Raw genomic sequence first — 12590 nt, 5'->3', positions numbered from 1 at the left:
GTACGGGAATCGGGCGCGCGGCCCGCCGGGTGCCCGTCCGGCGCCGGTAGGTTCGGCCCCACCGTCCGTGAGCGTCGTCCTCCCGGACCGTTCCCCGAACAGAACAGGTGGGTCGCATGAGTCGGCTGAGCCCGGCGCAACTCCGCACGGCCGGTCTCGGCGCCGCCGTCGCGATCGCCGTCCTGGTCCCCTTCGCCGCGACGGCCGGCCAGACGGACGACGCGCCGACCCGCGCGGCGACCCCGGCGCCGGCCGACGCGAAGCCGGGCGGGCCGGCCGGCGGCCTCCTCGGCGACCTCGGCCTCGGCCGGGAGGCCCGTACCGCCACGCCCGCCCCCGCGGCTGCTCCCGAGGACGCCCCCGCGGCTCCCGCCGAGGCCCCCGCCGCCCCGGCTCCGGTACGGCCCGCGGTGCGCGCCGCCGTCCCCTCCGGGGCGCCCGAGCGGGCCAGCCGCTGCGGTCCCGAACTCGCCTCGCCCGAGGGCGTCGAGGCACAGACCTGTGTCCTCTCCGAGGGTCCGGACGTCTGGGCGCGGACGTATTACCGCAACGCCACGGGACGGGAGATCGACGCGATTCTGACCCTCATGGCGCCCGGCGGACGGACGGTCCAGGTGCGCTGCGCGGTGCCCGCGCGGGACGAGCCGGACACCTGCGAGACGCCGAGGGAACCGGGGACGGGAGCGGCCCTTTCGCACACGGCCGTGGCGGAGTTCGCGTGGAAGGACGAGGGCGGCGACGCGCCGCTGCTGCTCCGGTCGGGCAGCAACACGGCCGACGACGAAGCGAGTTGAGGAACGGCCCCGGCGCGACGGCGGGGGCGGACATGGAAACGCCCGGTCGCTGGCGACGGGGGATGCACCAGCGACCGGGCTTCCAGAACCGTAACAAGAGATCTGCTGTTCGCAAATTCGATCTCGGTTATTCGGACAGGGATTTACGGTCTCGTAGGTTCCATTGTGGCGGAAGTCACCGACTGGTCGGTCTGTCGGTCACCGATACCACCGGGGGTATTAGCTGAGAGTGACCTGACGGTTGGTGAGACCGCCGCGCGCCCGCCGCTCCTCGGCGGTCAGCGGGGTGTCCTGGGCGAGCGCCTCGGTCAGCCGCTCGGCGAACTCGGCGGCGGGCTTCTCGCACTCCTCGGCGGTCATCGCCGACGGCAGGTCCCACACCGGGACCATCAGGCCGTGGGCGCGGAAGGAGCCGACCAGACGGGTGTCCTGGCCGAGCGAGGTGGAACCGGCGGCCTGGAGGCGGGCGAGCGCGTCGAGCAGCTTCTCCTCCTGGTGCGGCATGACCCAGCGCAGGTGGTTCTTCTCCGGGGTCTCGCACCAGTAGGCGGCGTCGACCGAGGCCAGCTTGACCGTCGGGATCGCGGCGGCGTTGGCCCGCTCCAGGGAGGCGGCGACCTCGGGGTCGGCGCCGTCCGCCGACTGCGGGATCCAGAACTCGAAGCCGGTGTGGACCTCGGGCACGAACGGCGCCTCCGGGTCGAGCAGGTCCTGGAGGCGCGGGCCCTCGGGCTCGACGCGGCGCGGCGGCACCGGGTTGCCGGGCTCGGTCTCAAGGGCCCGCTGGAGCGTGTCGGCGAGGTCGCGGGACAGGTCGCCGGAGGTGCCGTCGTTCTGCAGGGCCAGCAGGACGGAGCCGTCGTCGCGGCGGAGTGCGGGCCAGGCCATCGGCAGGACCGTCGCGAGCGTCACCGACGGCACGCCCTCGGGCAGCCCGCCCTTGAGGGTGAGCGGCACGGTGGCGGCGGGCACCAGCTCGCGCAGCGCGACCAGGTCGCACTCGCCGGCCAGACCCTCGAAGGGGCGCTGGACGTGCTCGGTCGTGGCGTGCGCGGCGGCCCGGCCGTGGCACGCCTTGTAGCGGCGGCCCGAACCGCACGGGCAGGGCTCGCGCGCGCCGACGACCGGGATCTCCCCGTTCGTGACCTGTGCCTGGCCGCTCTTGCCGGCCTTCGTCTGGGGACGCTTCTTGGCCATGGTGTGGCTTTCTCCCGATCGCGGTGCTGTGTCGGGCGCGAGCCTAGCCGCCCGGACGCCGCCGAAGCCTCAGCCGGGCCCGGACCACCCGCCGGCGCGACCCGCTCCCGCCGGACCCTGTCCGGCACTTGTCCGGAACGGGTCGGGTACGGGGGTGGATACGGAAGCGGGTACAGGTCGGGTACGGGCTCCGCGACGCGGCCGCCGCGCCGGAGCCGTACCGCCGAGCGGAGCCGTACAGCCGTACCGCCGAGCGGAGCCGTACAGCCGGACCGGCCGAGCCGGAGTCGTACAGCCGTACCTGCCGCATCGGAGCCGTACAGCCGTACATCCGTTGCCCGCCGGCGGCCGGAAGCCGCCCGCCGGTCCGAGGTACCGCGCCACGGCCTCGCGCCAGGCCGTCAGTCCAGATCGTCAGTCCGGGCCGTCGGCCCAGGCCGTCAGCCCGAGCCGTCAGTCCAGGTCGTCGTACGCGTCGAGGAGGTCGAAGCCGGAGCCGCCGGCGCCGGCGCCGACGCGGGCCGCGAAGTCCTCGCGGCGGTGGCCCTCCGTGACGATCACCCAGACCGTGACCTCGCCCGTCGCGCTGTCGCGGACGCCCCAGTCCTGGGCCAGGGCACCGATGATGTTGAGCCCGCGTCCGCCGCGGGCGGTGACCGACGGCGTCGACGGGACGGGTCTCGTGAGACCGCCTCCGTCCGTCACCTCGATCGTCAGCCCGCCCGACGGGTCGAGCCGCCAGGCCGCCAGCACGTCGCCCTCGCCCCGGTCGCCCCGGCCCAGCGGCCTGCCGTGCCGGTAGGCGTTGCTGAGCAGTTCGGACAGGATCAGGACCGCGTCGTCGACGACCGATTCCGACACCCCGCCGCGGTACAGCTCGTCCCGCATGCGGTGTCGCGCTTCCCCCACGCCCGCAGGGCCATGGGGCACGGCCATGCTCGACGACGTGGGCACCTTCTGTGCCACCATCAACGCCACCCCCGAGACCTCCTTCGCCCCACGCCACGGTGTGGATGCCCCGGCGACCCCGGCCGGAAACCGCCTGTTCCGGGTGGTGTGGAGCACAAGTGACGATCGCGTACGTGCCGAACGCGCCGGTGCACACCCCGGGCCCGCCCGCTCCGGCCGCCCGCGTGGGGCACCCGGAGCGGTGGTTCAGGCGCGCCCGAGGTGGGTGAGGACCTGCCGGGGGCGGTTGGTGATGATCGCGTCGACGCCGAGCCGCAGGCAGAGTTCGACGTCCTCGGGTTCGTCCACCGTCCAGACGTGGACCTGGTGGCCGGCCTTCTGGAGGCGCAGGATGACGGCCGGGTGGTGGCGGACGATCCGGATGGACGGCCCCGCCACGCGCGCGCTCCCGGGCAGGCGCCCGTCGCGCAGCCGGGGGGTGACGAACTGGGCGAGGGAGACGGTCGGCAGGTTCGGCGAGGCGGCGGCGATCCGCTGCAGGGAGCGGGCCGAGAAGCTCATGATCCGTACCGGGGACTCCTCGGCCGCCACGGGCGCGTGCAGGCCGAAACGCTTCAGGAGCGACAGGAGCCGGTCCTCGACCTGGCCGGCCCAGCGGGTGGGGTGCTTGGTCTCGATGGCGAGCTCGACCCGCCGTCCGGCGTCGGACACCAGCTCCAGGAGCCGTTCCAGGGTGAGGACCGAGGTGTACTCGGGGTCGCCCCAGTCGGGGATCTCGCCGGGCTCTCCGGAGTCCTCCCGCTCCTTGAACGCCTTCCAGGCGCCGAAGTCGAGGGCGGTGAGGTCGGCGAGCTCCAGGGTGGAGACGGCGCCGCGGCCGTTCGAGGTACGGTCGACCCTGCGGTCGTGGACGCAGACGAGGTGGCCGTCGGCCGTGAGCCGTACGTCGCACTCCAGGGCGTCGGCGCCGTCCTCGATGGCCTTCACATAGGCGGCCAGGGTGTGTTCCGGGGCGTCCTCGGAGGCCCCTCGGTGGGCGACGACCTGGACGGGGCCGGGGTTCGATTGCTGCCGTGCGTGGGTCACCGCGTCATGGTGCCATTGGCGGGGCGGGCCGGACACACGGAACCTGTCCGTTCTGTCCAGTTATAAAGGATGGGGTGCCGATGCACAGCTCCGCCTTACCGTGGCCTGACGCCGGGTGGGAAAGGCTGTGCACAGCACCTTGGAGCGAGTAGTACCACCGTCCCCGCGCAGTGAACGAGCAGTGAACGAGGAGAGCGAGCTGTGAGCACCGAGAACGAGGGCACCGAGGTTCCGGCGGACCCGACTGCCCCGTCCGCCCCCGCCACGCCTCCCGCCGCCCCGCCGACCCCGCCGTCCGCCCTGACGCCCGCGGCGCAGGCCGGGACGCCCGCCTCCGAGGCTCCCACGCAGGTGCAGCCGCCCGTCCCTCCGGCCCCGCCCGCACCTCCGGTACAGCCTCCGGCTCCGTCCCAGGCTCCGTCTCCGGCTCCGTCTCCGGCTCCGGCTCCGGAGCACGCTCCCGCGATGGCGGCCGCCTCCGCGGGCGGCCTCCCGCCGGCGCCTCCGGCCGTCCCGTCCTGGGGGGAGCCCGTGCCCCCGTCCGCCCCGCGCAAGCGCACCGGCGGGCTCGTCGCGGCGGTCCTGGTGGCGGCGCTCGTCGCCGGCGGCATCGGCGGCGGCATCGGCTACTGGGCGGCCCAGCGCGAGGACCAGGGCCCGGCGTCGACGACGGTCTCCTCCGCCGACGCCCCGGCCTCCTTCAAGCGGGAGCCGGGCACGGTCGCGGCGGTCGCCGCGAAGGCGCTGCCGAGCGTGGTCACCATCCAGGCGAAGTCGGGCGAGGTACGGGGCGAGGGCGGCACCGGCACCGGCTTCGTCTACGACCAGGAGGGCCACATCGTCACCAACAACCACGTGGTGGCGTCGGCGGCGGAGGGCGGCACGCTCTCCGCGACCTTCTCGGACGGCAGGACGTACGACGCCGAGGTCGTCGGCCGGGCCGAGGGCTACGACGTGGCGGTGCTCAAGCTGAAGGACGCCCCGAAGGGGCTGAAGCCGCTGCCGCTGGGCGACTCCGACAAGGTGGCGGTCGGCGACTCGACGATCGCGATCGGCGCGCCCTTCGGCCTCTCCAACACGGTGACGACCGGCATCATCAGCGCCAAGAACCGCCCGGTGGCCTCCGGCGACGGCGGCCGCAACAACTCGTACATGAGCGCGCTGCAGACGGACGCCTCGATCAACCCGGGCAACTCGGGCGGTCCGCTGCTCGACGCGAGCGGCGCGGTGATCGGCATCAACTCGGCGATCCAGTCCACCGGCGGCGGCTTCGGCCCCTCCCAGGCGGGCTCGATCGGCCTCGGCTTCGCGATCCCGGTCAACCAGGCGAAGACGGTGGCCGAGCAGCTGATCAAGACCGGCAAGCCGGTCTACCCGGTGATCGGCGCGACCGTGAACATGAACGACAAGGGCAAGGGCGCGACGATCGCCGAGCAGGGCGCGGGCGGCACGGCCTCGGTCTCCCCCGACGGCCCGGCGGCCAAGGCCGGCCTGCGCCCCGGCGACGTGATCACCGGCTTCGGGGGCCACCCGATCGACAGCGGCCCGACCCTCATCAGCGAGATCTGGACCCACAAGCCGGGCGACTCGGTGGAGATCACCTACGAGCGCGACGGCAAGACGGCGACGACCACGGTCGTCCTCGGCGAACGAACCGGCGACAGCTGACCCACGCGCGCGTGGCCGACCTGTGGTCACGCCTCCATGGCCAGGGCCTCCAGCCGGTAGTCTGTAGCCCGCTCCGCTCCAAGCGGTCCGGAGCGAGGGTGGGTTGCCCGAGCGGCCTAAGGGAACGGTCTTGAAAACCGTCGTGGCGCGAGTCACCGTGGGTTCAAATCCCACACCCACCGCAGTGCGCGAGAGCCTCCGACCGGAATGACCGGTCGGAGGCTCTCGGTTTTCGGGGTGACCCGGCGGGCCAGGTGGGTCAGGAGTGGGGGTGGCTGCGGGCCTGGGGGTTGTTCAGGCAGAGGGCGATGTTGCGGACCGCGGCGGTGAGCTCCTCGATCACCCGGGCCGCCTGCTCCGCGTTGTGGAAGACCCGCGGGGACGCGGACGTCAGGGAACGGCTCAGCTCCTCCGCCGCCCGGACGGCGGGTGCGGCGTCCCCGACGGACATCGGGGCGGGGGCCGGCGCCGGCACGGCGGCGGGCGCGGGCGGGGCGGCCTGGGCGGTGTGGGTGGCCGGGGAGGGCTGGGGGGACGGCGGCGGTGCCGAGGGGTACGGGGCGGGTTCCGGGCGGTAGTCGTCGAAGGCGGGCGAGAAGGCGCCGGAGCCGGTGACCAGGGAGGAGCGCGCCTCCTCCTGGGGGTGCGGCTGTGGCGCCGAGGAGCCCTGGCCGTGCGCGCTCGCGGGGCCTTGGCCGTGTGGCGCCGCGGAGCTCTGGCTGTGGGGTGCTGTGGAGCCCTGGCCGTGCAGTGCCGTGGAGCCTTGGCCGTGGGGCGCCGCGGCGCTCTGGCCGTGCAGTGCCGCGCTGCCCTGGCCGTGCGTGCTCGTGGCGCTCTGGCTGTGGGGTGCCGTGGAGTCGTGGCGGTGCGAGGGGGCGGGGCCGTGGCCGTGGGTGGGGACGAGGGGCGAGGACGGGTCCTGGTCGTGGCGGGGCTGGGGCAGGAAGAAGTGGTCGAAGCCGGGGAACGCCGGTGTGGGCTGATGCACGGCGGGCTGGGGGTACTTCGCCTGCCACTGTGCGCGGTAGAACGCCACCTGGTCCTCGCAGGCGGCCCGGGCGTGGAAGACCGCGGTGTCCTCGCCCAGGTCCGGGTACCAGAGGTTGGGGCCGGGGAAGCGTACGGTTCGCATGCGCGGCTTGATCAGTTCGGCGCACCCCATGCAGCAGCCCTCCGGCACGAGGAGCGGGATGCCGCCGTTCTGTTCCGGGAGGCGGGGGCCGCCCTCGGGGCTGTACTCCCCGTGGTGGCAGGGCGGCAGTTCGCCGCAGGCCCGGCAGACGGCGTAGTGCTCGGGGAGGACCTGCCAGTCCTGGCTGGCGGGGGCGCACCAGTGCTTCGGTGCGGAGCGGGGGAGGTTCTCGTCGCGGAGCACCAGGACCACCGGGCGCTTGTAGAAGTCGGTGCGGTCGGAGGCCGGTTTGACCGCCTGGTTGTTGACCCGCCGCAGTTCGTTGGCGTGCCACCACAGCTCCATGTGGTCGCGCCACGCCTTCTCGTAGGCCTCCGGCCAGTGGTCGTTGGGGTAGCCGGTGATCTCCAGGACGCGCCACGCCCGCCGGTCGAGTACGACGATGGCGCCGGCCCTCAGCCGCAGATGGGTCCCCTCGTCCCCCTCGTCCGGCCAGTCATGGCGGCCGATGAGGGTGGGCTGGTCCGGGAGCCACCTGCGAATCTGCATGCCACGCTCCTAGGCGACGAGACGTCCTGGTTTCAACTGGGGCAGTAGGTGAAATTCTGGATAATTTAGGCGCGGCCGCGGGGTTAGACACGCGCATATCTCCTTTCGCTTCAGGGTGAAAACACCCGTTGGACCGGCCATTTCGCCCGTCACGCCCGGCGGGAGCCGTGGAAGTCGGGTCCGGGGACGGCGGTTCCGGGCGGGGTGCGGCGAGGGCCGGAACACCCACTCGTACGTGTGACATCGCTTCCTTCGTACCGGCTCGTAGGTATGCATTGACCCCCGTATCGGCCGTTCCGAGCCCCGGAAGGGGATTCGCGGACCGGCGGAGTGGGGTAAAAGCGGTTCTTCTCTCCGTCGGGGCGGCGGGATGATGGGAGGAAGGGGAGTCGGGGGCCTGGGAGCCGAGGAGGGTGTCATGGTCCGGATCGTGCTGGTGCGGGGGGACATCACCGCCGAGGCGGCGGACGCGGTGGTCAACGCCGCGAACTCGTCCCTGCTCGGCGGCGGAGGGGTCGACGGCGCCATCCACCGGAAGGGCGGGCCTGAGATCCTCGCCGCCTGCCGGGAGTTGCGCCGCTCGCACTACGGCAAGGGCCTGCCGACCGGGCGGGCCGTCGCGACCACGGCCGGGCGGCTGCCGGCGCGGCACGTGATCCACACCGTGGGTCCCGTCTGGTCGGAGGGCGAGGACCGGTCGGAGCTGCTGGCCTCCTGCTACCGGGAGTCCCTGCGGGTGGCGGACGAGCTGGGAGACCGTACGGTCGCGTTCCCCGCCATCTCCACGGGCGTCTACGGCTGGCCGATCGACGACGGCGCGCGGATCGCGGTCGAGACGGTACGGGCGGCGGACACCGCCGTGGAGGAGGTGCGGTTCGTGCTCTTCGACGCGACCGCGTACGCGGCTTTCGAGGCGGCGGTCGGGGACGCGGGCGAAGACGAGAGCCGCTGAGCTGAGCTGAGCTGAGCTGAGCCGGTCCGGGCCGAGCCGGTCCGGGCCGAGCCGGTCCGGGCCGAGCTGAGCCGGTCCGGGCTGAGCCGCTGAGCTGAGCCGGTCCGGGCCGAGCCGAGCAGAGAATCCTGCTCGAAATTCCTTTCCCTGTGCGCGAGATGCGTTCGAACGGGCGTGGGGTGCCACGGGCGTTCCCCGTCCGTTTTGCCGGGGGTTCTGGCGGAACGCTTCCTCCCTTGCGGCGCACCGGATCCAGGGGAGTTTCGCTCCCCCTCCCCGTCGTGAACTGGAGCTTTCTCGGTTACGAAGGGTTTATCGGCTTGTCCTCACGCTTGCGGGGGAATACGACCGTCCGGGGTGGTTCGCCGGGGATTCGGTGGGCAACTCTGGATTCGCGACGTCGAGCAGAGAACGACCGACCGGGGCGGTAGGCCAACCACCTTGGTCAGGGCCGGAGTTCACGGCCTTCCTTCAGTGATCAGCAAATCCGTGCACAGCAGACTGGCTTCAGTTCCCGGAGGAACAGACATGGCAAGCATCCGTACCGCCCGCATCGTCGCCGCCGTCGCCGCCCTGCCGCTCGCCGTCGCCTTCTTCGGCGGCGTGGCGCAGGCCGACAACGGCGGCTTCGCGGACGACGGATCGAACACGAGCGTCGCCACCATCATCGGCAGCGGCGTGGGTGGCGACAACAACGGCAACTCGACCACCACGCAGCAGGTGGCGACCGGCTCCGGTGCCTCCAACCAGAACAACACGGCGAGTGTGAACGGCTCCGCCTTCACCCACATCGCCCAGTCGAACAACGTCGTCAACTTCTACCCGTGGTGGTGACGACCCCACGGGGCCGGCCCGAGGGGGCGTGACCGCGGTGTGAACGGCGGCCTGTGCGGCGGTGCTTCGGCACCGGCGCACAGGCCGCCTCGCCGTTTCCCGCCCTCCCCGTTCCGTACGGGGGAGTGCGACGGGGGGGCGACCGGGGAGTGCGACCGGCGACCTTGACACGGTGACCGTATCTGACGGACAGTCAGAAACCTTCGTCGTCCCCACCGGGAGGCCGTCCCGTGCACCTCGCCCCGACCGAGCGGCAGCTCCGGCTGCGCGCCGAACTCCGCGCGTACTTCCGCGAGACGATGCCCGACGGGCCGCCCCCGGCGACCGACGGCCCCGCCCAGCGCCGGCTGCTGCGGCGGATCGGAGCCGACGGGCTCCTCGGCCTCGGCTGGCCCGAGGAGTACGGCGGGCAGGGGCGCGGTCCCGACGAGCAGTTCGTCTTCTTCGACGAGGCGTACCGGGCCGGCGCCCCCGTCTCGATGGTCACCCTCAACACCGTGGGCCCCACCCTCATGCGGTACGGCACCGAGGAGCAGAAGGCCGCCTTCCTGCCCCGGATCCTGCGCGGCGAGTGCGTCTTCGCCATCGGTTACAGCGAGCCCGAGGCCGGTACGGACCTGGCCTCGCTCCGTACCCGGGCGGTGCGCGACGGCGACTCCTGGGTCGTCGACGGGCAGAAGATCTTCACCTCCAACGCGCAGAACGCCGACTGGATCTGGCTCGCCTGCCGCACCGACCCCGAGGCACCCCCGCACCGGGGCATCTCCCTCCTCCTCGTCCCCACCGACGCCCCGGGCTTCTCCTGGACCCCGATCGAGACCGTCGGCGGGCTCACCACGACCGCGACCTACTACGACGGCGTCCGGGTCCCGGCCGGGAACCTCGTCGGCGAGGAGAACGGCGGCTGGGGGCTCATCACCAACCAGCTCAACCACGAGCGGGTAGCGCTCGCCGCGATCGGCATGCAGGCCGAGGACTTCTTCGCCGCCGCGCTCGACCGCGCCCGCACCCCCGATCCGGTGACGGGCCGGCGCCGGATCGACGAGCCGTGGGTGCGGATACGAGCGGCCGAGGCACACGCCCGGCTGGCGGCGACACGCCTGCTCAACTGGCGTCTGGTGGGGGACGTGGGCGCCGGCAGGCTGACCCCCGGGGACGCCAGCGGCGTGAAGTTCGCGGGAACCGAATCGGCGGTGGAGGTCTACCGGATCTGCCAGGAGATCACCGGTGAGGCGGGGACGGTACGGGCGGGATCGCCGGGGGAGGCCGACGGCGGCGAGCTGGAGCGCATGAACCGGGCCGCCCAGATCAACACCTTCGGGGGCGGGGTGAGCGAGGTGCAGCGGGAGATCGTCGCGCGGGCACGACTCGGCATGCGGGGAAGGGGACGGCGATGAGCGGGGAGGGGCGGGAGCGGCCGGCCGGGGGACCGGAGGACCGGCTGTACGAGCGGCTGAAGGCCTACGAGGGCAGGCCCGCCGCCACCGCCGGGCGGGGCAAGGATCCGGTGAACCTGCCGATGATCCGGCACTGGTGCGAGGCCATGGGGGACACGCACCCGGCGTACCGGGGGCCGGACGCGGTGGCGCCGCCGACCATGCTCCAGGTGTGGACGATGGGCGGCCTCTCCGGGAACGAGGACCGCTCCGAGGCGTACGCGGAGCTGCTCGGCCTCCTCGACGGCGCCGGGTACACCTCGGTGGTCGCCACCGACTGCGAGCAGGAGTACCTGCGGCCGCTCCGCCCCGGCGACGAGATCACCTTCGACGCGATCGTCGAGTCCGTCTCGCCGCGCAAGACCACCAAGCTGGGCATCGGGCACTTCGTGACCACGCGGACGGACGTACGGGCCGGCGGCGAGCTCGCCGGGACGCACCGCTTCCGGATCCTCAAGTACGCCCCCGCCACCCGCCCCCCGAAGCCTCCAGAGCTCCCGAAGCCTCCGGAGCCCCCGGAGCGGCCCCTGCGGCCCCGCCCCGTGATCAACCGGGACAACGCCGGCTTCTGGGAGGGCGTCGCCGCGCACCGGCTGCTGATCCAGCGGTGCACGGCCTGCGGGACCCTCCGCTTCCCCTGGCTGCCGGGGTGCGACGACTGCGGTGCGGCGGAGTGGGACACCGTCGAGGCGAGCGGCGAGGGGACCGTCTACTCGTACGTGGTCATGCACCACCCGCCCTTCCCCGCCTTCGACCCCCCGTACGCGGTCGGCCTGATCGAACTGGCCGAGGGCGTCCGGATGATCAGCAACGTGGTGGGGGTGCCGTACGACAAGGTCCGGATCGGGATGCCGGTCCGGCTGGAGTTCCTGCGGGCCGACGAGGAGCTGGAGCTGCCCGTCTTCCGCGCCGTAAGTGCCGTAAGCGCCGTAAGTGCCGTAGATGCCGTAGAGCCGTAGGAGGGGAGCCGCTGACATGGACTTCACGCCCACCGAGGAGCAGGAGGCCGCGCGGGACCTTGCCGCCCGGATCCTCGGCGACCTCTCCACGCACGAGCGGCTCGCCGCCGCAGGCACCGGCACGGACGCCGAGCTGTGGAAGGCGCTGAGCGCGGCCGGACTGCCCGCCGCCGTCGAGGAGATCGGCCTGCTCGGCCTCGTCCTCCTCCTGGAGGAGCAGGGAAGGGTGACCGCCCAGGTCCCGCTGGCCGCGACCGGCGTGTACGGGATCCTCGCCGTCGCCCGGCACGGCACCGAGGAGCAGCGCGCCCGCCTGCTGCCGGGGCTGCGCGACGGGACGGCCGTCGCGACCGGCGCCTTCCCGGCGACCGGGGCGGTCACGGCGTACGACGGGCGGCTCACCGGCGGCGTCACCTGGGTGCCGTGGCTGCGCGACGCCACCCACGTGCTCGTACCGGACACGGACCGGACCCTGTGGCTGGTGCGAACCGAAGACGTCGGTGACGCGGGCGTCGAGCCCGTCGAGCTGACCGCGCCCTGGGCGGCCGGGCGGCTTGTGCTCGACGGGACGCCCGCCGAGCGGCTCGGGGCGGGGGAGGGAGCGGGGCCGTACGAGGATGTGCTCGCCGCCGCCCGTACCGCCTTCGCCGGTCTCCAGGCGGGGGTCTGCGCCGGGTCGCTGGCCCGGGCCGTCGCGTACACCTCCGTACGGGAGCAGTTCGGGCGGCCGCTCGCGACCCGGCAGGCGGTGCAACTACGGGCCGCCGACGCCCACATGGACACCGAGTCCATCCGGGTCACCGCCTACGAGGCGGCCTGGCGGTCCGACGCGGGCCTCGACTGCGCCGGGGCGGCGCTGACCGCCGCCTGGTGGGCGTCCGAGGCGGGGAAGCGGGTCGTGCACAGCGGCCAGCACCTCCACGGCGGCATGGGCGCCGACCTCGACCACCCCGTCCACCGGCACTTCCTCTGGGGCCGGCAGCTCGACGCCTATCTGGGCGCCGGCACCGAACTCCTCGCCGAACTCGGCGACCTGCTCGCACGGGGAGGCTCGATATGAAGGCCGGAGACGTC

11 protein-coding genes and 1 tRNA gene are annotated in these 12590 nt (G+C 73.3%); 8 read left to right on the top strand and 4 right to left on the bottom strand.

What is annotated here, in order from left to right:
* Window positions 1-116 precede the first annotated feature (116 nt).
* The gene (locus QK442_RS16820) at window positions 117-794 is read left to right on the top strand and encodes a hypothetical protein (RefSeq protein WP_282694748.1); all 678 of its coding nucleotides are present in this window, start codon (window positions 117-119) and stop codon (window positions 792-794) included.
* Window positions 795-1013: 219 nt separating this feature from the next.
* Here the strand turns inward: QK442_RS16820 and QK442_RS16815 are convergent, their stop codons facing one another.
* The 3 genes from QK442_RS16815 to QK442_RS16805 all read right to left on the bottom strand — a co-directional run bounded on the left by QK442_RS16815 (window position 1014) and on the right by QK442_RS16805 (window position 3986).
* Complete coding sequence (locus tag QK442_RS16815) at window positions 1014-1991, bottom strand: DUF5926 family protein (protein ID WP_282694747.1); 978 nt, start codon at window positions 1989-1991, stop codon at window positions 1014-1016.
* Between the two features lie 453 nt (window positions 1992-2444).
* Complete coding sequence (locus QK442_RS16810; RefSeq protein WP_282694746.1) at window positions 2445-3056, bottom strand: ATP-binding protein; 612 nt, start codon at window positions 3054-3056, stop codon at window positions 2445-2447.
* A gap of 90 nt (window positions 3057-3146) precedes the next feature.
* On the bottom strand, window positions 3147-3986 hold the full coding sequence (locus QK442_RS16805) for a glycerophosphodiester phosphodiesterase (RefSeq protein WP_282694745.1): 840 nt from the start codon (window positions 3984-3986) through the stop codon (window positions 3147-3149).
* 201 nt (window positions 3987-4187) lie between these two features.
* Between QK442_RS16805 and QK442_RS16800 the strand changes: the two genes are divergently transcribed.
* Both QK442_RS16800 and QK442_RS16795 read left to right on the top strand, forming a co-directional pair.
* Entirely contained in the window at window positions 4188-5654 is a 1467-nt protein-coding gene (locus tag QK442_RS16800) for a trypsin-like peptidase domain-containing protein (RefSeq protein WP_282694744.1), read from the top strand.
* Window positions 5655-5751: 97 nt separating this feature from the next.
* Window positions 5752-5836 (top strand) — tRNA-Ser (locus QK442_RS16795).
* Window positions 5837-5913: 77 nt separating this feature from the next.
* Here QK442_RS16795 and QK442_RS16790 read toward each other — a convergent pair.
* A complete protein-coding gene (locus QK442_RS16790; protein WP_282694743.1) occupies window positions 5914-7335 on the bottom strand; it encodes a hypothetical protein in 1422 nt (473 codons plus the stop codon).
* A 418-nt stretch (window positions 7336-7753) separates the two neighbouring features.
* Between QK442_RS16790 and QK442_RS16785 the strand changes: the two genes are divergently transcribed.
* The 5 genes from QK442_RS16785 to QK442_RS16765 all read left to right on the top strand — a co-directional run bounded on the left by QK442_RS16785 (window position 7754) and on the right by QK442_RS16765 (window position 12576).
* A complete protein-coding gene (locus tag QK442_RS16785) occupies window positions 7754-8287 on the top strand; it encodes an O-acetyl-ADP-ribose deacetylase (protein WP_282694742.1) in 534 nt (177 codons plus the stop codon).
* A 528-nt stretch (window positions 8288-8815) separates the two neighbouring features.
* The gene (locus QK442_RS16780; RefSeq protein WP_282694741.1) at window positions 8816-9121 is read left to right on the top strand and encodes a hypothetical protein; all 306 of its coding nucleotides are present in this window, start codon (window positions 8816-8818) and stop codon (window positions 9119-9121) included.
* A 230-nt stretch (window positions 9122-9351) separates the two neighbouring features.
* Window positions 9352-10518: an acyl-CoA dehydrogenase family protein gene (locus QK442_RS16775; RefSeq protein WP_282694740.1), complete on the top strand. Its 1167-nt coding sequence runs from the start codon at window positions 9352-9354 to the stop codon at window positions 10516-10518.
* Complete coding sequence (locus QK442_RS16770; RefSeq protein ID WP_282694739.1) at window positions 10515-11516, top strand: bifunctional MaoC family dehydratase N-terminal/OB-fold nucleic acid binding domain-containing protein; 1002 nt, start codon at window positions 10515-10517, stop codon at window positions 11514-11516. Before QK442_RS16775 ends, QK442_RS16770 begins: the two co-directional genes overlap by 4 nt.
* Before the next feature lie 16 nt (window positions 11517-11532).
* The gene (locus tag QK442_RS16765) at window positions 11533-12576 is read left to right on the top strand and encodes an acyl-CoA dehydrogenase family protein (protein WP_282694738.1); all 1044 of its coding nucleotides are present in this window, start codon (window positions 11533-11535) and stop codon (window positions 12574-12576) included.
* The last annotated feature ends 14 nt before the right edge of the window (window positions 12577-12590 follow it).

This window comes from Streptomyces sp. CC208A (assembly GCF_030010625.1).
Lineage (GTDB): Bacteria > Actinomycetota > Actinomycetes > Streptomycetales > Streptomycetaceae > Streptomyces.
This window is presented reverse-complemented; position numbering and strand designations above follow the sequence as displayed.